Annotated in this window: 22 protein-coding genes; 14 read left to right on the top strand and 8 right to left on the bottom strand. The window is 74.9% G+C overall.

Features of this window, described 5'->3' with window-relative positions:
* Positions 1–38: 38 nt before the first annotated feature.
* Positions 39–1,061: a carbamate kinase gene (locus tag STTU_RS05100; RefSeq protein WP_007820465.1), complete on the bottom strand. Its 1,023-nt coding sequence runs from the start codon at positions 1,059–1,061 to the stop codon at positions 39–41.
* Positions 1,062–1,229: 168 nt separating this feature from the next.
* Between STTU_RS05100 and STTU_RS05095 the strand changes: the two genes are divergently transcribed.
* The 4 genes from STTU_RS05095 (at position 1,230) to STTU_RS05080 (ending at position 6,765) form a co-directional block, all read left to right on the top strand.
* Entirely contained in the window at positions 1,230–2,912 is a 1,683-nt protein-coding gene (locus tag STTU_RS05095) for a PucR family transcriptional regulator (RefSeq protein WP_106432114.1), read from the top strand.
* Between the two features lie 102 nt (positions 2,913–3,014).
* Entirely contained in the window at positions 3,015–4,538 is a 1,524-nt protein-coding gene (gene fdrA, locus STTU_RS05090; protein WP_007820463.1) for an acyl-CoA synthetase FdrA, read from the top strand.
* Positions 4,535–5,938, top strand: coding sequence for a DUF1116 domain-containing protein (locus STTU_RS05085; protein ID WP_043254207.1), 1,404 nt, complete (start codon positions 4,535–4,537; stop codon positions 5,936–5,938). The genes fdrA and STTU_RS05085 overlap by 4 nt, the downstream gene beginning before the upstream one ends.
* Positions 5,935–6,765 carry a DUF2877 domain-containing protein gene (locus tag STTU_RS05080; RefSeq protein WP_052862326.1) on the top strand — a complete coding sequence of 277 codons (831 nt, stop codon included), beginning with the start codon at positions 5,935–5,937 and terminating at the stop codon, positions 6,763–6,765. Before STTU_RS05085 ends, STTU_RS05080 begins: the two co-directional genes overlap by 4 nt.
* Before the next feature lie 19 nt (positions 6,766–6,784).
* Here the strand turns inward: STTU_RS05080 and STTU_RS05075 are convergent, their stop codons facing one another.
* The 3 genes from STTU_RS05075 to STTU_RS05065 form a co-directional block, all read right to left on the bottom strand.
* Positions 6,785–8,917 (bottom strand): phosphocholine-specific phospholipase C, encoded by a 2,133-nt coding sequence (locus tag STTU_RS05075; RefSeq protein ID WP_007820460.1) that lies wholly within the window; start codon positions 8,915–8,917, stop codon positions 6,785–6,787.
* A 329-nt stretch (positions 8,918–9,246) separates the two neighbouring features.
* Positions 9,247–9,900 (bottom strand): class F sortase, encoded by a 654-nt coding sequence (locus tag STTU_RS05070; RefSeq protein ID WP_007820459.1) that lies wholly within the window; start codon positions 9,898–9,900, stop codon positions 9,247–9,249.
* 57 nt (positions 9,901–9,957) lie between these two features.
* On the bottom strand, positions 9,958–10,779 hold the full coding sequence (locus STTU_RS05065) for a hypothetical protein (RefSeq protein ID WP_007820458.1): 822 nt from the start codon (positions 10,777–10,779) through the stop codon (positions 9,958–9,960).
* A 414-nt stretch (positions 10,780–11,193) separates the two neighbouring features.
* Here STTU_RS05065 and STTU_RS05060 point away from each other — a divergent pair, with 414 nt between their 5' ends.
* Genes STTU_RS05060 through STTU_RS05050 form a run of 3 tightly spaced genes read left to right on the top strand, consistent with a single transcriptional unit; the run spans position 11,194 to position 14,637 of the window.
* Entirely contained in the window at positions 11,194–12,888 is a 1,695-nt protein-coding gene (locus STTU_RS05060; protein WP_043254205.1) for a diacylglycerol kinase family protein, read from the top strand.
* Entirely contained in the window at positions 12,889–13,842 is a 954-nt protein-coding gene (locus STTU_RS05055; protein ID WP_007820456.1) for a YihY/virulence factor BrkB family protein, read from the top strand.
* Positions 13,843–13,845: 3 nt separating this feature from the next.
* A complete protein-coding gene (locus tag STTU_RS05050) occupies positions 13,846–14,637 on the top strand; it encodes a phosphatase PAP2 family protein (RefSeq protein WP_007820455.1) in 792 nt (263 codons plus the stop codon).
* Between the two features lie 181 nt (positions 14,638–14,818).
* Here STTU_RS05050 and STTU_RS05045 read toward each other — a convergent pair whose 3' ends face one another.
* Positions 14,819–15,139 (bottom strand): hypothetical protein, encoded by a 321-nt coding sequence (locus tag STTU_RS05045; RefSeq protein WP_010266956.1) that lies wholly within the window; start codon positions 15,137–15,139, stop codon positions 14,819–14,821.
* 156 nt (positions 15,140–15,295) lie between these two features.
* Here STTU_RS05045 and STTU_RS05040 point away from each other — a divergent pair, with 156 nt between their 5' ends.
* From STTU_RS05040 to STTU_RS05030, 3 genes are all read left to right on the top strand, one after another.
* The gene (locus STTU_RS05040; protein WP_007820451.1) at positions 15,296–16,813 is read left to right on the top strand and encodes a catalase; all 1,518 of its coding nucleotides are present in this window, start codon (positions 15,296–15,298) and stop codon (positions 16,811–16,813) included.
* A gap of 232 nt (positions 16,814–17,045) precedes the next feature.
* On the top strand, positions 17,046–18,053 hold the full coding sequence (locus STTU_RS05035) for a YdcF family protein (RefSeq protein WP_043254202.1): 1,008 nt from the start codon (positions 17,046–17,048) through the stop codon (positions 18,051–18,053).
* Between the two features lie 268 nt (positions 18,054–18,321).
* Positions 18,322–20,028, top strand: a complete 1,707-nt coding sequence (locus STTU_RS05030) for a RecQ family ATP-dependent DNA helicase (protein WP_007820447.1) — start codon at positions 18,322–18,324, stop codon at positions 20,026–20,028.
* A gap of 22 nt (positions 20,029–20,050) precedes the next feature.
* On the opposite strand, the gene STTU_RS05025 is transcribed toward STTU_RS05030, so the two are convergent.
* Positions 20,051–20,662, bottom strand: a complete 612-nt coding sequence (locus STTU_RS05025) for a TetR/AcrR family transcriptional regulator (RefSeq protein WP_007820445.1) — start codon at positions 20,660–20,662, stop codon at positions 20,051–20,053.
* Between the two features lie 150 nt (positions 20,663–20,812).
* On the opposite strand from STTU_RS05025, the gene STTU_RS05020 reads away from it, so the two are divergent.
* Complete coding sequence (locus tag STTU_RS05020) at positions 20,813–21,583, top strand: MBL fold metallo-hydrolase (protein ID WP_007820444.1); 771 nt, start codon at positions 20,813–20,815, stop codon at positions 21,581–21,583.
* Positions 21,584–21,829: 246 nt separating this feature from the next.
* Here STTU_RS05020 and STTU_RS05015 read toward each other — a convergent pair whose 3' ends face one another.
* Positions 21,830–22,501, bottom strand: a complete 672-nt coding sequence (locus STTU_RS05015; RefSeq protein WP_007820443.1) for a TetR/AcrR family transcriptional regulator — start codon at positions 22,499–22,501, stop codon at positions 21,830–21,832.
* A 139-nt stretch (positions 22,502–22,640) separates the two neighbouring features.
* Here STTU_RS05015 and STTU_RS05010 point away from each other — a divergent pair, with 139 nt between their 5' ends.
* Positions 22,641–23,519, top strand: a complete 879-nt coding sequence (locus STTU_RS05010; protein WP_052862325.1) for an alpha/beta fold hydrolase — start codon at positions 22,641–22,643, stop codon at positions 23,517–23,519.
* On the top strand, positions 23,512–23,901 hold the full coding sequence (locus STTU_RS05005; RefSeq protein ID WP_007820441.1) for a hypothetical protein: 390 nt from the start codon (positions 23,512–23,514) through the stop codon (positions 23,899–23,901). Before STTU_RS05010 ends, STTU_RS05005 begins: the two co-directional genes overlap by 8 nt.
* Before the next feature lie 105 nt (positions 23,902–24,006).
* On the opposite strand, the gene STTU_RS05000 is transcribed toward STTU_RS05005, so the two are convergent.
* Complete coding sequence (locus STTU_RS05000; protein WP_007820440.1) at positions 24,007–25,023, bottom strand: aldo/keto reductase; 1,017 nt, start codon at positions 25,021–25,023, stop codon at positions 24,007–24,009.
* Between the two features lie 157 nt (positions 25,024–25,180).
* Here STTU_RS05000 and STTU_RS04995 point away from each other — a divergent pair, with 157 nt between their 5' ends.
* Complete coding sequence (locus STTU_RS04995; protein ID WP_043254200.1) at positions 25,181–26,083, top strand: helix-turn-helix transcriptional regulator; 903 nt, start codon at positions 25,181–25,183, stop codon at positions 26,081–26,083.
* Positions 26,084–26,592: the final 509 nt, after the last annotated feature.

The raw sequence follows: 26,592 nt of genomic DNA, 5'->3' as shown, positions 1-26,592 counted from the left end.
TCTCGGGGTGGGTGCGGCCGTCCTCGGACGGGGCCGGGTCACGGGAGCCGTCCGGCGGGGGACGGTGGGGGACCGGGGGCGTGCGCGGCGGCCGGACCCGGGCGGATGCGCGTACCGCCGTGCCCCGCGAGCGCGTCGGGCAGCCCGGCCACCGACGTGATGAGCGCCTCGCGGCCCGGCGCGCCCGTGACGAAGCGCAGCGCGCCCCGGATCTTCGGCCCCATGCTGCCCTCGGGGAAGTGCCCCTCCGCGAGCAGCCGCCGCGCCCCGGCCACGTCGAGCCGGTCGAGAAAGCGCTGCCCCGGACACCCGAAGTCCACCGCGACGCGGTCCACACCGGTCGTGATCACCAGGAGGTCCGCGCCCACCTCCCCGGCGAGCAACGCCGAGGTGAGGTCCTTGTCGACGACGGCTTCCACCCCCCGATACGTGCCGTCGGGGCGCTCCACGAGCGGGATGCCGCCGCCCCCGCCCGCGACGACCGCGATCCCGGCCGCGAGCAGCGCCCGTACCGCCTCCGTCTCCAGGACCGCCCGGGGCGCGGGGGAGGGCACGAGCCGTTCCCCGCCGGGGGCGGGTTCCCGCGCGCTCCCGCGGCCGGAAACGGAGCCGATCGGTTTCGTCGGCCGCGCGAAGGCGGGGTCGTCGGCGTCCACGACGGTGTGCGTGAGCAGCCCGGCGACCCCCGGGCGGGGGCCGCCCGCCGCGCGCAGCCGCCCCGCGAGGGTGCTGACGAGGAGGTAGCCGAGGCTGCCCTGCGAGTCGGCGACGCACATGTCCAGCCCGAGCGCGGGGAGTTCGGGCGCGAGCGGGGCCACCAGCTCGGAACGGCGCTGGATGAAGCCGACCTGGGGGCCGTTGCCGTGCGTGACGAGGAGCCGGTGACCCGCGCCGAGCAGCCCGGCGAGCGGGACGGCGAGCCGCGCGGCGGCCTCGAACTGCTCGGCGACCGTCGCCCGTTCCCCGCCGCGCAGCAGGGCGTTGCCGCCGACGGCGACGACCACGGTGCGGGCCGCCGGGGAGGCCGACGGCCGCTCGGGGGAGGGAGGAGGGGGAAGCATGCGGAAACGGTAGGGAGCGGCGCGCGCGCCGGTCATGGGCGGCGGGAGCCAGCGCGGGGGCCCGGCCGTTGACAGCTCGTGACAGTCCTCGTGGCGGCTCCCGCGCGAAACGCGGAAGTTACCTCCGGGCCATCTAGGGGTGCATACGACGGCACACAGTGAATGGGCATGACCGCCACCCACCCCGCCCCGGCCGCCTGTTCCGTCCCGGCCGCCCGCTCGGTCCCGGCCGTACTTCCCGCCCCGGGTGCCAGTTCCGCCCCGGCCGTGCTCCCCGCCCAGGACCCGCTACCCCCCGGCGCCCCGTCCCTCCCCGTCCAGGGCACCGTGCTCAGCCTGCGGGACGCGCTCGCGCTGCCCTCGCTCGCCGGGGCGCGGCTCGTCGCGGGGGAGCGCGGCGCGGGCCGCGCCATCCGGGTCGTCAACATCATGGAGGTCCCCGACATCGTCCGCTGGATGCGCGGCGGGGAGTTCCTGCTCACCACCGCCTACCCCGTGCGCGACGACGCCGAGGCCCTCACCCGCCTCGTCCCGGTCCTCGCCCGGCGCGGGCTCACCGGGCTCGGCGTGAAGGTGGGCCCGTACCTGCCCGCGCTGCCTCCCGCGCTCCTCGACGTCTGCGCGGAACTGGGCTTCCCGCTCGTGGAGTTGCCGGGCGACGCGATGTTCAACGACATCCTCTCCGAGGTCCTCGGTACCGTCCTCAACCGGCAGGCCCTCGCGCTCGAACGCTCCCGCGCGATCCACGAGCGCTTCACCGCCGTCGCGCTCGGCGGCGGTTCGTACCAGGAGCTGATGAACGTCCTCCTGGAGCTGACCGGGCTCGCCGCCGCCGTGCGCGACGAACAGGGCCTCGTCCTCGCCTCGGCCGGGGCACCCGCGACCGAGCGGCCCCCCGCCGCCGTCCGCCCGGTGCGCCACGGCGCCGGGCCCGGCGGCACGGTCGGCCTGTGGGCGGAGCCCGGCCACACCCCCGACCCGTACCAGCTCGTCGCCCTCGAACACGCCACGACCATCGCGGCGACCCTCGCCGCGCAGGAACGCGCCCTCGCCGTGCGCGCCCAGCGCTACCGTGCCCTGCTCCTGACCGAACTCGTCTCGCACACCCCGCGCGACCGGGCCGAGACCCTGCGCCGCGCCGCGGCCATGGGCTGGAACCTCGGCGTCCCGCGCGCCGCCGTCCTCGTCGAGACGGACGACACCCGCGAACCCGGGACCCCGGGTGGCGCCGAACTGGGCACCGAGGAGCGGCTGCTGCCGCTCGTGCGGCACGCGGCGGGCGAGGGCGCCATCGTGTGGGGCGGCGGGAGCGGCCTGACGCTGCTCGTGGAGCCCGGCGCCTCGCTCGACGCCCGCTGCCACGCCCTGCACGCGGCCCTCACCGCCGCCCGCCCCGGGCGCCGCGTCGTCGTCGCGGCGGGCACCGTACGCGCCGACTTCACCGAATTCGCCGAGAGCTACGCGGAGGCCGCCGAGACCCTGAGCCTCGGGCGCGAGGTGCACGGGGACGACTTCGTCGCCGGGTACGAGGGGCTCGGCGTCTACCGGCTCCTGGGCCGGCTCCCCGCCGAGGAGCTGCGCCGCCTCACGCACGAGGCGCTCGCCCCGCTCCTCGCCTACGACGAGGCGCACGACGGGAGCCTCGTGGACACCCTCTCCGCGTACCTCCTCCACGACCGCAACAAGGTCGCCACCGCGGCCCGCCTGCACGTCCACTACAACACCCTGCGCTACCGGCTGCGGCAGATCGACCGCCTGACCGGCGGCCTCGACCGCCACCCCCTCTCCCGCCTCCAGACGGAACTCGCCGTCCACGCCCGCCGCCTCCTCGCGGCCCGCGCCCGGGGCTGAGCCTCCGCCCGCCCGCACTGGCACCCGTCGCCCGAAACCGGCGCCCGACGCTGTCACCGCGCGCCATCCCCCGCCCGCCCCGCGCTGCCTAGAGTCACCGCCATGGTGCTGATCAACGCCGTGCGCAAGGACCTGTACGCCGACTCCGTCGCCCTCATGCGGATCGCCGCGACGCTCACGGGGGAACGAGGCGTCGAGACGGTGAGCCTCGTCATGGGCACGCCCGCCAACAAGGAGGTCCTGAGCGCTTCGGGCCTCCTCACCGCGGACGGCACGGCGGCGGGCCCCAACGACCTCCTCCTCGCCGTCCGGGGCACGCGCGAGGCGGCGGACACCGCCCTCGGCCGCGCCGTCGCCGCGCTGCGCGACAGCGGCCCGGAGCCCACCGGGCGGGCCGAGGGGGAGGAGGACCTGCCGGTCCGCTCCCTCGCCACCGCGCCCCCGGGCACCGACCTCGCCGTCATCTCCGTCCCCGGCGCCTACGCGGCGGCCGAGACCCGCAAGGCGCTCCGCGCCGGGATGCACGCCTTCGTCTTCAGCGACCACGTGGACCTCGCGGACGAGGTCGCGCTCAAGACGGAGGCCGCCGCGCGCGGACTGCTCGTGATGGGCCCCGACTGCGGTACGGCCGTCGTCGCCGGCGTCCCCCTCGGCTTCGCCAACGCCGTACGGCCCGGACCCGTGGGACTCGTGGGGGCCTCGGGCACCGGGCTCCAGCAGGTCGCGTGCCTGCTCCACGCGCGCGGAAGCGGGGTCAGCCACGTCCTCGGCACCGGCAGCCGCGACGTGAGCGGCGAGGTCGGCGGCCTGACCATGCTCGCCGCGCTCGACGCGCTCGCGGCCGACCCCGCGACCGAGCGGATCGTCCTCGTCTCCAAACCACCGGACCCCGAGGTCGCCCGCCGCGTCCTCGCCCGCGCGGCGGCGTGCGGCACACCCGTCGTCGCCTGCTTCCTCGGCTGGGAGGGCCCCGTACCGGAGGGCGTCGTCCGGGCCACGACCCTCGCGGAGGCGGCGGAGGCGGCGGCACCGGGGAACGCGCCGCGCCCGGACGCCGCGTACCCGGACAGTCCGCTCTCGCGTCCCGCCGCCGCCCCGCTCCTGCGCGCCCTCTACACCGGCGGCACCTTCGCCCACGAGGCCCACCAGCTCCTCGCCCCACGCCTCGCCGACGGCATCCTCAGGCAACTCCCTGCCAACGCGGGGGAGTTGCCCGCCCGTCACCTCGTCCTCGACCTCGGCGACGACGCCTACACGGCGGGCCGCCCGCACCCCATGATCGACCCCACCGTCCGCACCGCCCTCCTGCGCGCCGCCCTCGCGGACCCGAGGACGGGCCTCGTCCTCGTGGACGTCGTCCTCGGGCACGGCGCGGCGCCCGACCCGGCCGGCGCCCTCCTGGACGCCCTCGCCGCCGCCGGGCACACCCCCGCGAGCGGCCCGCCCGTCCTCGCCTTCGTCGTCGGCACCGACGCCGACCCGCAACCCGCCGCCGAGGCGCGCCGCCGCCTGCGCGCGGCCGGGGTCCTCCTCGCCGACAGCTCCACCCACGCCGCCCGCCTCGCCGCCGCCCACCTGGCCCCGGCGCCCGCCCCCGTCCCCGCCCGAGGAGGAGCCCGCGCATGACCCCCTCCCTGCTCGACCACACCCCCCGGATCGCCGCCGTGGGTGTCGACGGCTTCGCCGCGCCCGCCCGCGCCGCGGGCGCCGACGTGCGGCAGCTCGCCTGGCGGCCTCCCGCCGCGGGCGATCCCGCGCTCGGCGCCAAACTCGCCCGGCTCAGCGCGCACCCCGCCGTGGAGGCCGCCAACTCCCGCGCCCTGGAAGCGATCCGCGCCGTACAGCCGCTCCTCACCGACGTACGCCCCGCCGCCGAGGTCATTCCTGCGCTCGCCGGGGAACGGCTCCTGCTCCACGCCGGGCCGCCGCTCCCGTACGAGGAGATGTGCGGGCCGATGCGCGCCGCCGTCACCGGGGCCGTCATTCTGGAGGGCTGGGCGTGCGACACCGAGTCCGCCGAACACCTCGCCCGCTCCGGCGGCATCCGCTTCGCGCCCTGCCACCACCACGACGCGGTCGGCCCGATGGCCGGGATCATCTCGCCCTCCATGCCGCTCCTCGTCGTCGAGGACGCCGCGACGGGGCGCCGCGCGTACTCCAACCTCAACGAGGGCAAGGGGCGTTGCCTGCGCTACGGGGCCCTCGGCGCGGACGTCTCGGCGCGGCTGCGCTGGATGGGCGAGCGGCTCGGCCCTAGCCTCGGCGCGGCGCTGCGCGCCCGCCGCGAACCGCTCAACCCGCGCGCGCTGACCGCGCAGGCCCTCCTCATGGGCGACGAGTGCCACAGCCGCAACACCGCCGCCAGCGCCCTCTTCGCGCGCGAACTCGCCCCGGACCTCGCCCGGCAGGCCGCGCTCGGCGGTATCGAGGCGCTCGACTTCCTGCGCGACAACGACTACTGGTTCCTCAACCTCTCCATGGCCGCGAGCAAGCTCGCCATGGCGGCGGCCGAGGGCATCGCGCACTCCACCGTCGTCACGACCTTCGCCCGCAACGGCGTCCGCGTCGGCATCCGCACGGCCGGGACCGGGGCGGAGTGGTACACGGCCCCCGCCGCGATGGTCGAAGGGCTGTACTTCGCCGGGTACGGGCCCGAGGACGCCAACCCGGACATCGGCGACAGCGCGATCACCGAGACCCACGGCCTCGGCGGCTTCGCCCTCGCCGCCGCGCCCGCGATCACCGGTTTCGTCGGCGGCACCCCCGCCCTCGCCCGCCGCGTCAGCCGCGAGATGGCGCGCCTGACCGTGGGCCGCCACCACGACTACCGCCTGCCGGGCCTCGACTTCGCGGGGAGCCCCCTCGGCATCGACCTCCGCGCCGTCGTCGACACGGGCCACGAACCCGTCGTCACCACCGGCATCGCCCACCGCGAACCGGGCATCGGCCAGATCGGCGCGGGCCTCACGACCGCCCCGCTCGACTGCTTCGTCCAGGCCCTCGCCGCCTTCCCGGAACCCTCGTGAACGGCGGCCCGGGGCCGGAGCGCGGCCCCGTCCTGGCGCGCGCCCTCGTCCTCGCCGACGCCGCCGGACCCGCGCACGCCCTCGCCCACGGCCCCCGGAGCCCCGCCCGGGTCGTCGCCGCCACCCGGTACGCCGTCTACCTCGCCACGGACCGTACGGACCTGCCCGCCCTCGCCGTCGTCCGCCCGGACGCGATCCGCACCCCGAACGCGGCGGTCCTGCGCGGACCCGCCGCCCCCTGGCCCGCCCCCGGCACGCCCGCCGCGTACGGGGAGGGGGAGATCCGCCTCGGCGCGCTGACCGTGCGCGTCGGCACCACGCCCTGGTCCGCGCCACGCGTCCACGGCCTCCTCGCCGCCGGGGCGCGCGCCGACCGCCTCGCCGAACTCGCCCGCGCGGTCCGCGCCCGCCCCCTGGACCCCGCCTGCGCCACGCCCCTGCGCGTGCTGCGCCGCGCGCTGCGCGAGAACGACGACGAGGCGGTGCGGCGCGCGGCGCGCACCCTGCTCGGGCGGGGCCCCGGGCTCACCCCCTCCGGCGACGACATCCTGTGCGGCGTCCTCCTCGCCGCCCACGCGCTCGGCACCCCGGCCCCCGGCATCGCGGCGGAGGTCACCGCCCCGGACGCCGTGGCGCGCACGCCGCTCGTCTCGCTGGCCCTGCTGCGCCACGCGGTACGGGGCGAGTGCGTTCCGCAGGCCGCGTCGCTGCTGCGCGGCCTCGCCGCCCCGTACCCGCTCGACCCGGACCCGCTCCTCGCCGTCGGCCACCACTCCGGCACCGACCTCGCGCGCGGCCTCCTCGCGGGGCTCGCCGCGCGCCGCTGAGCCCCGCGGGGACGCCGCCTCAGACCACCGAGCCGGTACGGCTCACGGCGCCCGTCTCGATGTGCCCCGCGAAACGCTGCGAGAAGGCGGCGTCACCCGCCACCGTCACCGTGAAGTCGTACCAGCCGTCCGCGTACACCACCTGCTGGAAGTAGTCCGAGACGCTCTTCCCCGGCGCCACCTCGTACGTCCACGTGCCACTGCGGTAGTGCGTCGAGGTGGCGGTGAAGGTGAGCGTGCGCCCCGGGTCGTCGTTGAGGAACGTGAACCAGAGGGCGAGCTTCCCGTTGTACGTGTCGAAGCTGCTGCGCACGCGGGCGGACCGCCCCGCGCCCGCGCCCGAGTCCCCGCGGAAGCGGCGCAGGAAGCGGTTGGGCCCGGTGACCGAGAGGTCGTAGCGACCGCCGCCGTAAGCGGCGCCGATGTTGAAGAAGTCGCTCGTGGCCGCGTCCGGGCCCACCGTGTACTGCCAGGGGCCGCCGCCGCGGTAGCCGTTGGCGTACGCGGCGAAGTGCGCGGCGGAGGTCGCCTGGGCGCCCTTGTTCTCCAGGTTCACCCATATCTTCTGCGTACCGGAGGGGCTGCTGCCCTCGTACCGGTCGAGATAGGCGTTGACCTGGTAGGGCAGCGCGCACGCGGGCTTGTTGCCGCTCTCCTGGACCGGCAGGGTCCCCGTGCCGGACGGGGCACTCGGCGCGCTCGTCACCGAGCACGCGTTCGTGTCCATGACCGGCTGGCCCGCCGGGGTCACCCCGGGCAGCGCGGGGAGCGGCCCGAAGACCGGGTTGGCGAAGTCGAAGGCCGACGTGAGGTCGCCGCACACCGCGCGCCGCCAGGGGCTGATGTTCGGGCAGCCGACTCCCGTCCACTTCTCCAGGAAGCGCAGCACCGACGTGTGGTCGAAGACCTGCGAGTTGACCCGGCCGCCGCGCGTCCACGGCGAGGCGATGATCATCGGCACGCGGAAGCCGAGCCCGACCGGGGCCCCGCCCGAGTACTCCGTCGCGTCGCCGGTGTCGGCGGGCACGGGCGGCGGCACGTGGTCGAAGAAGCCGTCGTTCTCGTCGTAGGTGAGGATGAAGACCGTCGAGTCCAGCGTCTTCTGGTCGGTCGCGAGCGCTTCGAGCACGCGCTTCGTGACGGTCGCGCCCTTGCCCGGACTCGCGTTCGGGTGCTCGGAGTTGGCGTAGTCGGTGACGATCCACGAGACCTGCGGCAGCGTCCCCGCGCGCACATCGGCACGGAGCGCGGCCACGAGCGCGTCCGCCACGTCCCCGCCGTCGTACGGGACCCCGGCCACGCCGCGCTGCCACAGGCTCGCGTCGCCCTTGCCGTCCTGCGCGGAGTCCTTCGTCAGGAACGGCTTGAAGTACTCCAGCGCGTTGTCACCGTAGTTGAGGGAGGCGTCGCGGTCGTGGACCTGGTACACCTTCCAGCTCACCCCGGCGCCCTGGAGCGCCTCCGCGTACGTCTGCCAGTTCTGTTCCTTGCGCCGGAAGTCGCCGCCGTTGGTGTTGGCCTGGTTCGCGCCCGCGAGCCCGACACCGGTCGAACCCGACCACAGGTAGTTGCGGTTGGGGCCGGTGCCGGTGAGCGAGGAGCAGTGGTAGGCGTCGCACACCGTGTACGCGTCGGCGAGCGCGTACGTGTACGGGAGGTCGGCGCGGGCGTGGTAGCCCATCGTCATCCCCGTGCCGCTCTTCGCCGCGTACCAGTTGTTCATCCGGCCGCCGCTCCAGGCGCTGTGCTGGTCGCTCCAGCTGTGCCCGCCGCCGTCCACCTTGCACTGCGCGCTCTGCCAGCCGCCCCCGCCCGCGCTGAGCTGCCAGGGGAAGAGCGAACCGGTGCCGCGCGGCTGCTGGAAGACGGAGCGGCCCGAGGGGCCCGAGGCGGAGCCGGGCAGGTCGATCGCGGTGTGGTCGCCGAAGCCCCGTACGCCCTTGAGCATGCCGAGGTAGTGGTCGAAGCTGCGGTTCTCCTGCATGAGGATCACGACGTGCCGCACCGGCGCGAGCCGTGGATCGGCCGTGACCGCCACGGGCGCGGCGGCGGTCGCGGACCCGGCGGCGCGCGCGGCGCCACCGGTCATCGCGGAGGCCGCGACGGCCGTCGCGGAGACGAGGAACGTTCTGCGTGAGGGAGTGTGAGCCATCGGGTCGCTTCCTGAGCCTCGCGGACGTAAGGACATCGAACATCGTCTTCCTCGGTGACCACCCCACCAACAACACCCGAACGACCGCCGAACGTACCCCTCGCACGCCCCGCGCGGAACCCCGCCCGCGCGCCGGACCCGCTTCCCTTCGTCCGGGTGAGGGCGCCATCGGCGGAAACGCGGGCCGCCGCCCCGGCTGTCAGGTCCGGGGCGGCGGCGTCGGGTGGATGCCGTGCGACACGCGTTTCGCGCGACGTGTACGCGCGACCTGTACGCGCGCTCGCGGCGTGCGCGCGGCGCGCCTCACGTGTGCCGAGGTCGTCCGCCGCTCACGTCGCATCGGCATCGTCGAGCAGCTTCGCGTAGACCACGACGTTGTCGCTGTAGTGGTGGGCGCTGCCGCTGTACTCGCCTCCGCAGGTGATGAGGCGCAGTTCGGCGCCCGGGGTGTTGCCGTAGACCTCCAGGCTCGGGAAGCGGTCCTTCGCGTACTGGGTGAGGCGGGTGACCCGGAAGACGGCCGTGGTGCCGTCGGAACGGCGGACCTCGACGCGCGCGCCGGGGCGCAGGCGGGCCAGGTCGAAGAAGACGGCCTTCGCGCCGTTCCAGGTGACGTGGCCGGCGATCACGGCGGGGCCGCGTGCGCCGGGGGCCGCGCCCTGTGCGTACCAGCCCGCCTCGTCCGGGTCGCGGGGCGGCGTGAGGGCCTTGTGCTCGTCCAGACGGAGCCGTTCGAGGGAGGTGGAGACCTTCAGGGAGGGGATGGTCAGGCGGGTCGGCCTCGCGGCGGGCAGGACGGGGGGCGGGGCGGTGGCCGCGGTGCCGGGCGACGGGGTGGCGGAAGGGGTGCCGGGGGACGGGCTGCCGGGGGAGGGGTGCGCCGCGATGCCGGGCGGGGCCGGGTCCTGGTCCTGGTCCGCCAGGCCCGTACCGAGGGCCACCGCCCCGGCGGCGAGGAGGGCGCACCCGAGAGCGGTGAGCACTCCTCGCCGCCGCGCTTTCCCCGGTTCTGCGCCGGATGCGCGGCTCGTCACGGGCCGTCAGCTCCGGGGGGCGCCGTGCGCGGAGCGGTCGCGCCGCATGGCGAGGCCGAGGGCTCCTGCTCCGAGGACCGCCGCCGCGCCGCCCGCGAGCAGGACCCCGTTCTCCACGCCCTGCGAGCTGCCTCCGCCCGTCTCCACGCCGCCCACCGGCATGGAGCCCACGGCCGCGCCCGCGAGCATCCCGCAGGACGCGGGAGCGGTGGCCTCCTGCGGGAGCTTCGGGTCGAGTTCGCTCTTGCCCTTGCCGAAGTCGTACTTCTTGTTGCCGTTCGGGTCGATGCCGTGCTGGACGACGTGGAGGTCCTTGATGTGGTCGGCGACGGCCTGCGAGACGGTCAGGGTGCGCTCGTAGGAGAGTTTGCCGTCCTTGTCGGCGACGGGCATCCGGGCCACGTCGAGTCCGCTCTTCTTCGAGGTGTCGCCCTTGGTGGTGAGGGAGATGTTGATGTCCCCGTACATGGGCAGGCCTTCGGCGGTGGTGATGATCCCGTCGTGGTTCTTGTCCGCGCTCGCGTCGGGGCAGTGGAAGTCGTGCCCGTCGGTGGAGCCGTGGAGGTGCTGGGCGTGGGGCTGGCCCGGGACGAGGCCGGTGGCCGTTATCTTCACGTTCAGTTCGTGGCCGTCGAGGGTGAGCATCGCGGTGCCGTGGGCGCCGGAGTCGTTGAGCTGGTCCAGGTCGACCTGGTAGGAGTGCCCGTCCGCCGCGCTCGCCTGTTCCCCGTGGCCCGAGTGGGCGGCGGCGGGGAGAGCGGTCGACAGGGTGAGGGCGGCGGAGGCGGCCAGGAGGGCGGTCAGTCGGGCGGTCGAACGGCTGGTCACGAGTGGGGTTCCCTTCGTTGTCCGCCCCGGATCGACCGGGAGGGAGGTGTCAGCGGTGACACAAGGGATTCGCACAGGTGTCCCCCGCGGATTGGTCCCGATGCGCCGCCGTACGGGTTTGTTCTGCCCTGAGGTGTTTGGGGGGTACGGAGCCCGCTCGGCCGGGGCGGCGGGTCGTGCCGCGTGACGGGGCGGCCCCGGGCGCCCGCCCTTCCGTGCCGCCCCTCCGTCACCGCCCTCCGTCCGGTCCTCGCGAACCCGTCGGCCTGAACCTGCCTCCGCAGGGGCAAACGGCTGAGGACCGGTGGAAGCGAGCCGGCCGGGAGCGCGCCCATGCGGGCGCCGAATGTGGGGGGACCGATGTCCGTATCCGTGCCAGCCGCACCAGCGGAGAAGCGCACGCGCCGCCGGGGGATGACTCTGCCGCGCGGCAGCGCCGGAGCCGTCGGCCGTATCGCCGTGCTGACGGCCACCCAGGCCGGGCTGCTCGTCGGCGCCGGGCTGCTCATCACAGGACCGGCGAAGCACGTGTGGCCGATGACCGCCGAGGACGGGATCGACGAGGGGCTGGAGGGGATACGCACCGGCACCCTCACCACCCTCTCCTCCGTCGCCTCGGAGGGCGGCAACACCCTCACCGTGATCATCGGCACGCTGATCGTGTGCCTGGGACTGCTGCTGATACCCCGGCTGCCGCGGTGGCGCCAGGCCGTCTTCCTCGCCGTCGCCGTCTCCACCCAGGCGCTCGTCTTCCTCGTCATCACGCTCTCCGTGGACCGCCAACGGCCCGAGGTGCACCGCCTCGACGCCTCGCCGCCCACGTCCTCCTACACCTCCGGGCACACCGGAGCGGCCACCGCCCTCTACACCGGGCTCGCCGTCCTCGTCCTGACCCGGATGCGCTCCCCGTGGCGCAAGGCGCTCGCCGGTCTCCTGATGCTGCTGCCGCTCGTCGTGGCCATGGCCCGTCTCTACCGCGGGATGCACCATCCGACCGACGTCGTCGGCGGGCTCGTCAACGGCGCGATCTCCGTCGCCGTCGCCGCCCGGCTCCTGCTCGTGGACGCCACCGTGACCGCCGAGCCGCACGCCACGACCGACGACCCTGCGGGGGGCCCCGCCCCCGCCGCCACGGAGACGCCCGCCCTCGCCCGGGGCACGGTCTTCGTCGTCCACAACCCCTCCGTGACCGGCGCGGGCGCCCGCGCCGAACTGCGCGCGCTGCTCGGGCGGCACGGCTGGGACGACGTCGTGTTCCTGGAGACGACCCCCGAGGACCCGGGCCCCGGCCAGGCGCGCGAGGCGGTGCGCGGGGGAGCGGCGCTCGTCGTCGTGTGCGGCGGCGACGGGACCGTACGGGCCGTCGCCGGGGAACTCGCCGACACCGGCGTGCCCCTCGCCCTCGTGCCCAGCGGCACGGGCAACCTCCTCGCCCGCAACCTCGGCCTGCCCCTCGACCCGGCGAAGGCGCTCGAGGCCGCCCTCACCGGGCGCGCCCGGCGCATCGACCTCGGCCGCGTCGAGGGCGACGGGCTGCCCGCCACCGCCTTCGCCGTCATGGCCGGCGCCGGGCTCGACGCGGCCGTCATGGAACGCACCGGGGACCGCGCCAAGTCCGCCCTCGGCTGGCCCGCGTACGTCCTCGCCGGGATGGAGGAGATCGGCAACGGCCCCGCCGAGGTGACGCTGCGCCTGGACGACGGCCCCGCGCTGCGCCGCGAGGCCCGCATGGTCCTCGTCGCCAACGTCGGCACCCTCCAGGGCGGCGTCCGGCTCGTCCCGCGGGCCAGTGCCGACGACGGCCACCTCGACCTGCTGGTCCTCGACCCGCGCGGCGCCGGCGGCTGGCTGCGCGCCCTGCGGGCCCTGCTGAGCCACAAGGACGGCACCGCGGCCGGGCAGGACCTCCCGCCCGTCGAGTACTTCCGCTTCCGGCACGCCGAACTCACCTTCGCCACCCCGCAGCCGCGCGAGTACGACGGCGAGAGCGCCCCGCACGGCACCCGGCTCACGGTCTCCGTGCTCCCCGGCGCGCTCACCGTCCTCGTCCCGCGCGAGGAAGGCGCCGCGCCGGACGCGCGCGCGGCGGCGCGGGTGGTGAACGAGTAGATGGGCACCGTCTCGAAGGTCCCGGTGACCCGGGACATGACCGGTGAGGAGCTGTCCGCCGACGAGGCGCTGGCCGCGCTGCGCCGCTACGGCCGCTGGCAGCTCGTCCGGGACTCCTTCGTCCGCTTCCGGTACGCGGACGGCTTCACCAACGCGCGCGCCCTCGCGCTCCAGACCGTGCTCGCCGTCATCCCGCTCGTCATCGCCTTCGTCGGCCTCTCCACGTCGCTGCACACCGAGGACCTGGGGCGCCTCGCGCAGCTCACGATCCACAGCGTCGCCGCCGGGCCCAGCACGGAGGTCGTCGACGAGGCCCTGGAACGCGGCGAGTACGCGGCCGGCGACGGCGACGAGATCGCCCTGTGGTTCGGCGCGATCTTCTCGCTCGTCAACGTCACGACCGCGATGTGCCAGATCGAGCGCGGCGCCAACCGCATCTACGGCAACGAGCGCGACCGCCCCTTCCACCTCAAGTACGGGCGCGGCCTCGTCATGGCGCTCACCGCGGGCATCCCGCTCGGTCTCGGCTTCGTCGTCATGATCGCGGGCGGCGACCTCGCGGGCGCCGCGACCACCGTCTACGGGCTCGGCGACCACGCCCGCACGGTGTGGGAGTACGCGCGCTGGCCCGTCGGGCTGCTGCTCGCGCTCATCGCCGCGAGCGTCGTCTTCCGCAGCGCCCCGCGTCGCAAGCAACCCGGCTACACGTGGCTCGCGTTCGGAGCCGGCGTGTACCTGAGCCTGTGGACGCTGCTGACCTGGCTGCTGAGCCTGTACCTGCGCCTGAGCGGTTCCTTCGACACCGTGTACGGACCGCTCAGCGCCTTCATGTCGCTGCTGCTGTGGGCGTACCTCACCTCGGTGGCCCTCTTCCTCGGGCTCTCCTTCGCCGCCCAGCTCGAGGCATCCCGCGCCCACGTGCCCGGGCCCGTGCAACCCGACCCCGGAGTGTGAACCGTGCCCCTGCTGCGCCGCCTCGCCGACCGCTACCGGCGGCCCGCCGACCGCAGGTTCGGTGTCCGGCTGCTCGGTGCCGCCGCCGTCACCGCGCTCGGCGCCGTGCCCTTCGGGCTGCTCGTGGTGCTCGTGGAGACCAAGTGGCAGCCGCTGCACCGGGTCGACGCGGGCGCGGCGGGGCGGCTCAACCGGGTCGCGCTCGACCACCCGGCGTGGACCTCGACGCTGCGCCTCCTGTCGGACCACGTGTGGGACCCGGTGACGCTGCGTCTCGCCGTCGCCGCGCTCACCTGCTGGCTGCTGTACCGGCGCGCCTGGCGGCTCGCCGCCTGGTCAGGGGTCACGGCGGTCGCCGGGGGGCTCGTGGGACTGCTCGTGAAGCTCGCCGTGGAGCGGGCCCGCCCCGCCTTCCAGGACCCGGTGGCGCACGCGCCCGGCTACTCCTTCCCCTCCGGCCACGCGATGACGGCCACGACGTCCTTCGCCGTCCTCGTCCTCGTCCTGCTGCCCTTCGTGCCGCGGGCCTGGCGACCCGTGTGCTGGGCGGTCGGCATCGTCTCCGTCGTCGGCGTGTGCTTCACGCGCGTCGCGCTCGGCGTGCACTGGTTCAGCGACGTCGTCGGCGGCTGCCTGCTCGGCCTCGTGGTCGTCGCGGCGACCGCCTGGGCCTTCCGGAGCTGGCGCACCGACACCGGGCACGCCGGGGAGGCGCTCGCGGACGGCCTGGAACCCGAGATCACCGACGCGCACCCGGAGCCGGACCCGCACGAGAGCAGGCCGGCGAGGGGCTGAGGCGGGGCCGTGGCTTGCCTCAGCCGCCCACGGGGCCGGGGCTTCGGCCGCTAAGGGGGGCGGGGCCGCACGCGCTGCGGGGTTTCACCCGCTCCCTCGGGGCCGCACGCGCTGCCGGACCTCACCCGCTCCCTCGGGGCCTCACCCGCTCCTCGGGGCTTCACCCCCTCTCTCGGGTGCTTCACCCGCTCTCGTCGAGCGCCCGCAGTCCCTCCTCCCAGCGCCGTTCACGCGCCGCCGTGTCCTGCTCCCACCACGGCGGCTCGCCCCGCTCGCCCAGCGCCCGCTTCGCGATCCCCACCCGCTCCCGGGCCGCCCGCTCGGCCGCCGCGTCCTCCGCGCGCAGCGCCGCGCCCACGGCCCGCCGCGCGGCCATCAGGTGGTGCCGCAGCCGCCGCGCGACCTCCTCGGGCAGCGCGGGGTCGGTGGCGCGCCAGCGGCGGCCCCGTACGAGCACGTAGCGCCCGTCCGCCGTCCGTTCCGGTTCCCGCTCCTCTGTCACCTCCCCAGCTCTACCCCGCCCGCGTCCGCCCCGTCCGGGTGGACACACCGCCCGCGCATGTTTCGCCTCCGTCCCAAGGGATACGCGGACGGAGCGGCCCCGGCCCGTCTCCGGCGGAGCGGAGCGCCGCGCACGACAGCGAGGAGAGGCGGCCACATGTCCGACATCCCGGCGACCACCACGGACTCGGGGGCGCCCGTCGAGAGCGACGAGCACTCCCTCACCGTGGGAGCGGGCGGGCCGCTGCTGCTTCAGGACGGGTATCTCATCGAGCAGATGGCCCAGTTCAACCGGGAGCGCATCCCGGAGCGGCAGCCGCACGCCAAGGGCAGCGGCGCCTTCGGCCACTTCGAGGTGACCGGGGACGTGACGGCGTACACGAAGGCGGAGGTGTTCCGGCCCGGCACCCGTACCGAACTGCTCGCCCGGTTCTCGACCGTGGCGGGGGAGCGGGGGAGCCCGGACACGTGGCGCGACCCGCGCGGTTTCGCCCTGAAGTTCTACACCTCGCAGGGCAACTACGACCTCGTCGGCAACAACACCCCGGTCTTCTTCATCAAGGACCCGATGAAGTTCCAGCACTTCATCCGCTCCCAGAAGCGCCGCGCGGACAACAACCTCCGCGACCACGACATGCAGTGGGACTTCTGGACGCTCTCGCCCGAGTCCGCCCACCAGGTGGCCTGGCTCATGGGCGACCGGGGCATCCCGCGCACGTGGCGGCACATGAACGGCTACGGATCGCACACCTACCAGTGGAGCAACGCGAGCGGCGAGCGGTTCTGGGTCAAGTACCACTTCAAGACCGACCAGGGCCTGGAGCACTTCACCCAGGACGAGGCCGACCAGATGGCCTCGGCGGACACCGACTACCACACGCGGGACCTCTTCGAGCACATCAGGGACGGCGAGTTCCCGAGCTGGACGCTGTACGTGCAGGTCATGCCGTACGCGGATGCCGAGGGCTACCGCTTCAACCCCTTCGACCTCACGAAGGTGTGGTCGCACGGCGACTACCCGCTCATCGAGGTCGGCCGCATGACACTCGACCGCAACCCCACCGACCACCACGCCGAGATCGAGCAGGCGGCCTTCCAGCCGAACAACTTCGTGCCCGGCATCGGTCCGAGCCCGGACCGGATGCTCCTGGGCCGCCTCTTCTCCTACGCGGACGCCCACCGCTACCGCATCGGCGCCAACTACCAGCAGCTCCCCGTCAACGCCCCGGTCGTCCCCGTCCATTCGTATGCGAAGGACGGCCAGATGGCCTTCCGCAAGACGACGGACCCGGTCTACGCGCCCAACTCCAAGGGCGGCCCGGCGGCCGACACCGAGCGCTTCGGCACCCCGCCGAGCTGGCACGCCGACGGCGAGATCACCCGCGTCGGCTACGTGAGCCACCCCGAGGACGACGACTGGGGACAGGCACACACGCTGGTACGGGAGGTCATGGACGAGGCCGCGCGCGAGCGCCTCGTGGAGAACGTCGTCGGCCACCTGCTCAACGGCGTGACGGAACCCGTCCTGGAGCGTGCCTTCGCCTACTGGCGGCACATCGACGAGGAGACCGGCACCCGCATCGAGAAGGGCGTGCGCGCGAAGGCCGCGGAGCGCGACCCGAAGGCGGACAAGCAGGCGAACCCCGCCCGGGAGTCCATGCAGCACAAGGCATGAGCCCCGCCCCTTCCCGGCCCCGCCATCCCGACCCGGGTGGCGGGGCCGGGGTGTGCCGGGGAGCCCGCCGCTCGCGCGGCAGGGCGGGCGGTCGGCGGTGTCGGTGAGCTGTCGCGTCCGCGGTCGGTCGGTCGTGTCCGCGGTCGGTCGCGCGGGCCCGCCGAGCAACGTCGGCAAGGCGGCACCGCACCGTTCGGCCCGCGTGCCGCGCGACGGCCTCTAGACTCTCCGCATGTTGGCCTACGCCCCCGCGGCCGTGACGTTCCTCGTGTTCTGCGTGGGGGTGCTCAGGGACCGGCGCCGCTTCAGCAACGCCGTCCTCCTCGGCCTGTCCCTCGTCTTCGCCCTCGCCGCCTGGTGCTTCACGCTCATACGCGAGGACACCCTCGCCGGGCGGGACGTGGCGGTGGCGGGCGTCGTCGTCGGCGCGCTGTGCGTCCTCGTACCGGTTCCTTTCCTCCTCGCCAACGGCGTCACGATGGTCCGCAGGGAAGGCCGAGGGCCCGCCAACCTGCTCTCGCTCCTCGCCGGGCTCGGGCTGCTCGCGCTCGCCGCGCTGCTCGTCACCGCCTTCGTCCTGCACGCCCGCACCCTGCTCGTGCTCGCCGGCACGATCACCGCGATCGCCGGGTACTTCGGCTTCCTCTTCGCCTGCATGCTCGCCTACGCCTTCCTCTACGGGCACGTCCGCGTCCGCCGGAGGACCGACTACGTCGTGGTGCTCGGCGCGGGACTGCTCGGCGGCGAACGCGTCTCGCCGCTGCTCGCCGCCCGGCTCGACCGGGGACTCTCCGCGCACCGCAAGCTCACGAAGCGGGGGCGCGAGCCGCTCCTGCTCCTCTCCGGCGGCAAGGGCGGCGACGAGGCGCTCCCCGAGGCGGAGGCGATGGCGCGGTACGTCCGGGAGAAGGGTTTCCCCGAGCGGCTCCTCGTGCGCGAGGAGCACTCCGCGACGACCGGCGAGAACCTGCGCAACAGTCACGCGCTCATGGCGAAGGCGAGGCCCGGCTACCGGTGCGTCGTCGTGACGAGCAACTACCACGTCTTCCGCACCGCCGTCACCGCCCGCCGCGTCGGCGTCCGCGGCCACGTCGTCGGGGCGCCCACGGCCCCGTACTTCTGGCCCAGCGCCACGATCCGCGAGTTCGTCGCCCTCCTCGTCGACTACCGCCGCACGAACGCCGCCCTGTGCCTCCTCCTCGTCCTCGGCGGGGCGCTCGTGTGGTGGCTGAGCCGGTAGCGGACAGCGACTCGCGGACGACCCGCCGCCGCGGAAACCCGTCGCCACGTAGCCGTACCGCCGCCGGGAATCGGCCGCCGGAATCCTGCCACCGGCGGAATCCGGCCGCTCGCGGTGAGGAAACGTCAAGCGGACGGGCGCGCGAGGAGATTCCCCGCGAAAAATCCGCTCCGCGCGTCGTGCGCGGCCAGGGGCCGGGTACACGCCCGGCATCCTCGCCGGGGCCCACCGGACGGGGTCCTCGCCGCACCCGTACCAGGAGGCCCCCATGCCCCGCGCCGCCCGCCGCCCCTCCGTCCGCTCACGCCTGGGCGACGCCGCCCGCGAGGTCTTCGGCTGGGAGGAACTGCGGCCCGCGCAACTCGCCGCCATGGAGGCCGTGATGGCGGGCGAGGACACGATCGTCGTGATGCCGACCGGCGCCGGGAAATCCGCGGTCTACCAGGTCCCCGGTGTCCTCCTGGACGGCCCCGTGCTCGTCGTCAGCCCCCTCATCGCGCTCCAGCGCGACCAGGTCTCGGCCCTCGGCCGCAGCGCCGGGGCCCGCGCCTCGGCCGTCAACTCCTCGCAGCGGGCGCGCGAGAACGCCCAGACTTGGGAGCGGGTGCGCGAGGGCGCGCTCGACTTCCTCTTCGTCTCGCCCGAACAACTCGCCAAGCCCGACGTGCTCGCCATGGTCGGCGGCGCCGGGCCCGCCCTCATGGTCGTGGACGAGGCGCACTGCGTGTCCAGTTGGGGTCACGACTTCCGCCCCGACTACCTCGCGCTCGGCCGTGTCCGCGACCGGATCGGCCACCCGCCGCTCCTCGCCCTCACCGCGAGCGCCGCGCCGCCCGTCCGGGCCGACATCCTGCGCCACCTCCGTATGCCCGGCGCCCGCGAGATCGTGTCCGGCTTCGACCGCCCCGAGATCCACCTCGAAGTGGTCCGGCACCGGGACGAGGAGGCCAAGTCCCGCTGGGTCGTCGAGCGCGCGGCCGGCGAGGCGAAGCCCGGCATCGTCTACGCCGGAACCCGCAAGGAGACCGAGCGGTACGCGGCGGAACTCTCCTCGCTCGGCTTCTCCGGCGCCGCCTACCACGCGGGGATGACCGGAGCGGCCCGCTCCGCCGTCCACGACGCCTTCCACACGGGCGAACTCGACGTCGTCGTGGCGACCTCGGCCTTCGGCATGGGCATCGACAAGACCGACGTGCGCTTCGTACTGCACGCCTCCGTGCCCGGCTCGCTCGACGCGTACTACCAGGAACTCGGCCGCGCGGGCCGCGACGGGCGCCCCGCCCGCGCGATCCTCGGCTACCGCTCCGAGGACCTCGGCGTCCAGCGCTACCGCGCCTCCGGCCACCCCGACGAGGCCGCGCTCGCCGCGCTCATGGACCGGGTGCGCGCGCACACGGGCCCGGTACCGCCCACGGTGCTGCGGGAGGAGACCGGGCTGACCCACTCCGCGCTCACCTCCCTGGTCCACCTGCTCTCCGAGGCCGGGGGACTCCTCCTGGAGGAGGCGGGGATACGCGCGGTGCCCGGCGCGCGCAGGGACACCTGCGCGCGGGAGGCGGTACGCCTCGCCGAGGCCCGCACCCGCCTGGAGCGCAGCCGCGTGGAGATGATGCGCGGCTACGCGGAGAGCGAGGGCTGCCGTCGCCGCGCGCTGCTCGGCTACTTCGGCGAGGACCTCCCGGCGGGGGAGTGCGCGGGCTGCGACAACTGCGAGGCGAGCGAGCACGCGGACGGGGCGCGCGGTCCCGCCGTGCTCGCCGGGACCGGCGGCTCCACCGCACCCTCGGCCGCGATCCCCACCGCCCCCGAGTTCCCGCCCGGCACCCGGGTCAGCCACCGCGCCTGGGGCGAGGGCGAGGTCATGAGCGGCGAGGCGGACCGCCTCACGGTGCTCTTCACCGAGGCGGGCTACCGGACCCTCTCCCTCGACGCCGTACGCGAACAGTCGCTCCTGACCCCGCTCGTCGGGGCCTGAGCACACGCGCCCTCGCCGGGCGTCAGGGGAGGAGGTCGGCCGCGAGCGTCCGGGCCAGCCACTGCCGGTACTCGGAGGCGGGCCACTGCCGGGCGCCGGTGAGCCGGTCGTAGACGTGCGGGCCGGTCAGTGCCCAGACCCCGTCGGCCGCGCGGGCCGGGTCCGTTCCCGCCCGTAGCAGTCCCCGCTCGGCGAGGTGCCCGGTGAAGGCGGTGACGCCGACGAGGCGCTCCCGCTCGGTCTCCGCCAGCACCTCTGCCACCTCGGCACCGGCCTCGCTCAGCAGCGAGAACAGCGCGGCGGTGCGCTGGTGGACGCCGCACACGAAGGCCGCGTACCCGCGCAGCTTCTCGTGCGCGTCCGGCTCGGCCCACACCTGGCGCAGGGCGGCCCGCTCGGACATCGGCACGGGCTCGTCGTCCCCGGCCAGCGTGGTGTCCCACAGCGCTTTCATCAGCCCGGCCTTGCCGCGGTACGCCTTGTAGACCATCTCGGGCGAGACCTCGGCGCGCGCCGCCACCGCGCGGATCGTCGTCGCCCGGTAGCCCTCGGTCAGCAGCAGTTCCCGGCAGGCGCCCAGGACGGCGGCGCGCGTGCGGCGGGCCGCCGCCCGGCGTCCGCTGGCGTCGTACACCCTGCGCCCTGCCGGATCGGTTGACGGCACGCGCGAGCCTCCCCATATTCAGTACAGTACGTTGTAACGAAAATAGCGCGGCGGCGCTTCCCGCCGCGCCACCGCGCCATTCTCCCGCGCGGTCCACCCCGCACCCCGCCGGAGCCGATCATGAGCCGCACCTCCCGCGTCCGCGCCGTCGCCCCCGGCATCGACCGCCTCGGCGACGACGTGGTCAACTTCTATCTGGTGCACCATCAGGACGGCCTCCTGCTCGTGGACGCGGGCCTGCCCGCCCACCTGCGGCAACTGCGCGCGCACCTCGCCACCACCGGCCGCGCCCTCTCCGACATCCGCGCCGTCCTGCTCACCCACACCCACCCGGACCACACCGGCCTGGCCGCCCCTCTGCACGCGGCCGGCGCCGAGATCTGGACCCCACGGGCTGACGCGGCCACCCTCACGGACGGGCCGCGCAGCTCCCTGCGCCACGCCAAGCCGGAACGCTCCATGGCGCCCTACCTCCTGCGCCGCCCCGCCGCCCTCGCGACCCCCCTGCACATGGCGCTGCGCGGCGGCTTCACCGCCGCGCCCTTCCCGCACGCGCGCGCCTTCGACGGCGACCACACCTTCGATGCCCTCCCCGGCCGCCCCAGGGCGCTGACCACGCCCGGCCACACCCCGGGCAGCACGACCTATGTCTTCCCGGGGCACGACGCGGTCCTCACCGGCGACGCCCTGGTCACGCTCGACGGCATGACCGGCCACCACGGACCCGGCACCGTCTGCCGCGCCTTCACCGCCGACAGCGCCACCGCCCTCGCCTCCCTGGACCGCCTCGCCGCACTCCCGCAACACCTCGTCCTGCCCGGCCACGGCGCCCCCTCCGCCAAGGGCCTCACCACCGCGACACGCGAGGCGCGGGCACGGGGCATCTCCTGACGACCACGAGAACCGGGGCGGGCACGGGGGCTGGAGCTGCCGGACACGCGGATCGTGACGCAGCTCCAGTGGCAGGCCAAAGCCCGGGTGGATGAGGGCTGTTCCGGCGTTCCCCACACCCGTGCGAGCCCGATGGCGGGTGCGGGGGAGCGGCCCCGGCCGCACTCATCCTCGGGCTTCGCGCACCCGTCCGAGGTCCTGTGCCGAACGCCCCCTCGGCAGCGGGGCGGCCAGGCGGTCAGGCCGCTAGGCGGCGCCGTGGTCCGCACCCCGGTCGCCGTCCGGGACCCCGCCGTAGAGCACGGTGTCCACCATCGCCATCAGCTCGTCGGTGATGTCGAACGGGGCGGGCTCCTCGCTGACCCACGTGACGAGGATGACGAAGTACGCGCCCGACAGGAGCAGGCCGAGACGATCGGCGTCCAGGCCGGGCGCGAGGTCGCCCTCGGGCGTGGCCGTGCGGACGATGTCGGCCAGTTCGGCGGCCAGCGGCGACCTGCGCCAGATGTCCGTCGCGTGGACCGAGCCCGTGAGCATGGCGACGCTCGCCTCCCGCGTCCCCTGCGAGACCCGTCCCAGCTCGCCGAAGTAGCGCAGGAGGACCGCGCGCAGCGAGGTGTCCGCCGCGTCGGACCGGTGGGCGGCCACCAGCGCGGCCTCCCGGCGTCGCCGCGCCCATTCCTGGAGGAAGACGGCCTTGCGGGGGAAGTGGTTGAAGACCGTCGCCCGCGCCACGTCCGCGCGGTCGGCGATGTCCTCCATGGTCGTCCCCTCGTAGCCCTTCTCGACGAACAGCCCGAGGGCGACGTCGTAGAGCTCGTTGCGGCGGCGCAGGCGCTGGCGCTCGCGGCGCCCTCCGCCGGCACCGGGTTCCGGACGGGCCGTTTCGGGGGCAGGAAGGGGGGAGTCTTCGCGCATTACCTCTTCTTTGCTTTCGTCGCGCCTGCGGGTGTGCTCTACTTTCGATGGACGCCAGTCCAAAGAGTGAACCCCAGGCTGGTTCTATTCTGGCGTCCATCCTAGCTCTCCCCTCCCTTCACCTCCCTGGACGAAAACCATGAACAGACCTGCCCTGCCCGACCCGGGCGCCTTCAGCGCCGCTCCCCCGTCCTACGTGAGCGTCGACAACGGCCGCATCGCCTACGAGTCGACGGGCGACGGGCCGCTGATCGTGCTCTCGCACGGCATCGGCGACCTGCGTCAGTCGTACCGCTTCCTCGCGCCCCTCCTCGCCGCGGCCGGCTACCGGGTCGTGGCCGCGGACCTGCGCGGGCACGGCGACTCCAGCACCGGCTGGGCGTCGATCTCCCGCTCCGACGTCGCCTCCGACCTGCTGGCACTTGTCCGGCACCTCGGCGGGCCCGCCGTCCTCGTCGGCCAGTCCCTCTCCGGCGGCGCGGCCACCATCGCCGCCGCGCGGGCCCCCGAACTCATCAGCTCGGTCGTGGAACTCAACCCCTTCACCCGCGTGCCCAAGACGGACCTCGGCGCCATGCTGCGCGTACGCCGCTACCGGCGCGGCGGACTGCTCATGGGCGCCACCGTCGCCTTCCGCAGCCTCGGCATGTGGCTCCGGTACCTGAACGCCGCCTATCCGGCCAAGCCGGCGGACTGGGCCGAGTACACCGCCGCGCTGCGTGCCAAGCTCTCCGAGCCCGAGCGCATGGGGCAGTTCCTCCTCACCATGAAGACCAACGGGGCGGACGCCGAGGCGGAACTCGCCCACGTCACCGTCCCGGTGCTCGTCGTCATGGGCTCGGCGGACCCGGACTTCCCCGACCCCGCGGCCGAGGGCGCGGCGATCGTGGCCGCCCTGCCCCCGGGCACCGGCACCCTGGAGGTCGTCGAGGGCGCCGGGCACTACCTCCACGCGGAACGCCCCGCCGAAACCGCCGCCCTCATCACCCGCTTCCTCGCGAGCCACGCCCGTGCCTGACCACTCCTCGCGCCTCGCCAAGCCCGGCCACGACAACCTGCGCGGCGGCCTGCGCTTCGCCACCGAACTCATCGCCTGGGTCGCCACCCCCTGGGCCCTGTGGCCGCACTCGATCCTCCTCGCGGTCCTCGCCGACGTCCTCCTCATCGGACTGCCCGCCGTCTTCTCCACCCCGGGGGACCGGCCCGGCGGCGACTCGCCCGTCGCCGTGCCCGGCATCGTCACCATCCTGCTCCTGCTGCTCCAGCTCGTCGCCGCCACCGCCTCCGCCTGGGTCCTGTGGCCGGTCTGGCTCGCCGTACCGGTGACGCTGCTCTGCCTCGTCGTGCCGTTCTCCGAACTGCCGCGCTGGCGCGTCTTGGTGGGCACACCGGTGGGCTGACCCCGGCCCACCGGCCGACCGCGCGCGGCCCCGCCGCCGGCCGCGCGCAAGCCCGCAGGGGTCACCCCGTCCTGGGGGCCAGGAGAAGTGGGGGCAGGGGGCCGGTCAGGCGCGGCGGCGCAGCGTCTTGTCCGCGAGGGCCGGGATCTCGGCGTCGTAGTTGTCCGCCGGGTTGAGGTCGCTGCCGGGCGCCACGATCTCGTCGATGCGGTCGAGGGCCGCCGCGTCGAGCGTGACGTCGGCCGCCGCGAGCAGGTCGTCGAGCTGCTCCGGCGTGCGCGGCCCGATGAGCGCCGTGCTGACCGCCGGGTGCGCACGGACGAAGGCGAGCGCGAGGTGCGTCATGGGCACGCCGATGCCGTCCGCCAGTTCGCGCAGTTCCTCCGCCGCACGGACCTTCGCCCGGTTGGCGGGGCTGTCGAGGTCGAAGACGTGCTTCTCCATCCGCGCGCGCGGCCCACCGCCCGGCTCGGCCCGCCCCGCGAGCCAGCCGCTCGCCAGCGGGGCGTAGGTGAGCGCCCCCATCCCGTACGCGCGCAGGGCGGGGAAGACGTGCGCCTCGGGGCGGCGGTTGAAGACCGAGTAGCGCGGCTGCTCGGTGACGAAGGGCCGGTGCCCGCCCTTCTCGGCCGCCCACCGCGCGGCGACGATCAGCTCCGGCGGGAAGGTCGAGGAGCCGATGGCGCGGATCTTGCCCTCGCGGACGAGGTCGCTCAGCGCGCTGAGGGTCTCGTCCAGGGCCGTCCGGTAGTCGGGGCGGTGCATCTGGTAGAGGTCGATGTGGTCGGTGCCGAGGCGGCGCAGGCTGTCCTCGACCGCGCGCCTGATCCAGCGCGGCGAGCCGCCCGCCCGGTTCGGGTCCTCGCCCATGGGCAGGCCGAACTTCGTCGCGAGGACGACATCGGCGCGACGCCCCTTGAGGGCGAGGCCCACGACACGCTCCGACTCCCCGTTCGTGTAGACGTCGGCGGTGTCGACCAGATTGATCCCGGCGTCCAGCGCGCGGTGCACCATGGCGACCGCCTCCTTGTCGTCCGGCCCGCCGGGGAAGCCGAAGTTCATCGCGCCGAACGCCAGGTCGCTGACCACGATGCCGGACGCACCGAGCGTGTTCTGTCGCATACCGGGCTCACCATCCCTTTCGTCCTTGATGGCTGGTTCTTTTCCACTGCATCACGGGAGCGGCGAGGGCGACACGTCGCGCTGGGACGGGGTGACGGGCAGAGGGGGTACCGGCAGACCCCCCGCTGCGCCCGGCCCGCGCGGCTAGTCTCGGAGCATGAGCGACCCCGCCGCCAACGACCTGCGCGCATTCCTGCGCACGCGTCGTGCCCGTATCAGCCCGCAGGACGCGGGCCTGCCGGCCTCCATGGGGGTGCGCCGGGTGCCGGGGCTGCGGCGCGAGGAGGTGGCCCTGCTCGCCGGGGTCAGCGCCGAGTACTACGAGCGCCTGGAGCGCGGGCGTACCAAGAACGTCTCGGCCGCCGTGCTCGACGCGGTCGCCCGTGTCCTGCGCCTCGATCCGGCCGAACGGGACCACCTCTTCGCCCTCGCCGGACCGGCCCGCGCCAGGAGCGCCGCCGCCCCCGTCCCGCGCCTGCGCCCCGGACTGCGCCGCGCGCTGGACCTCATGGCCGACGTGCCCGCGCTCGTCCTCGGACCGCGGCAGGACCTCGTCGCCGTCAACCCGCTCGGCGCCGCCTTCTACACCGGTCTCGACTCCCTGCCCCCCGGGCAGCGGAACATGGTCCGCTACCTCTTCACGGTGGACGCGGCCCGCGAACTGTACGAGGACTGGGCCACCACCGCCCGCAAGATCGTCGCCGAGCTGCGCCGGTACGCGGGCGCGCACCCGCACGACCCCGGGCTCGCCGATCTCGTCGGCGACCTCGCCGTGCGCGACCCCGACTTCCGCCGCTGGTGGGCCGAGCACGACGTGTACCTGCGCGAGCACGGCAGCAAGTGCTACCACCACCCCGTCGTCGGCCCCATGGAGCTCGGGTACGAGGCGTTCACGCCGGTCGGGCAGCCCGAACTGGTCCTCGGAATGCACACCGTCGAACCGCACTCACCCTCCGCCGAGGCCCTCGCGCTCCTCGCGGACCGGGCCACGGCCGGGAGCGGCGAGGGCCCGACCGGGGACGGTGCCGCCCACGCCGCGCCGGACCCCGGAACGTCCTGAGACCCGCCGGGCGGGCACGGCTCAGCGACTGCACCACAACTCCCACCGGCCCGAGGCCGGCCGGCCGCCCCGCGGGGTGCCCGCCGGGCCCGCACTCGTTCCGCCGCCACCCCTGCCCGGCATCCGTCACTCGCTCTCCCACGCGCGCTTCCTCGCGGCCGGGCCCGATCTTTCGCGGACGGGCCCGATCGGGCGAGCGGCAATGTGAGGATGGGCGCGTACCGCATACCGGCGGGGAGCACCGGGGGCTTCGTCGCCACGACGCTGTTCGCGGTGAGCGAGGACCACGACACGTACGTGCGAGGGTCTGGAGGGCGGCGTCGAGCCCGAGCGGCTCGTGCTGCGGCTTGGGTTTTCGCGGCCGGCCACACGGTCGAGTGCGGGGGTGAACAGTCGTTGCGCGGCGTGCTCGCCGTACTGGGCGGTGATCGCCCTCGATCTCGTGGAGAGCGTAGCCACCGCCGCGACGCGAACACCGGCAGCATGACCCTGAGCCCGCACCCGGCGCC

The organism is Streptomyces sp. Tu6071 (genome assembly GCF_000213055.1).
Lineage (GTDB): Bacteria > Actinomycetota > Actinomycetes > Streptomycetales > Streptomycetaceae > Streptomyces > Streptomyces evansiae.
Note: the sequence above shows the minus strand (reverse complement) of the source record. Positions and strands in the feature narration are given on the sequence as shown.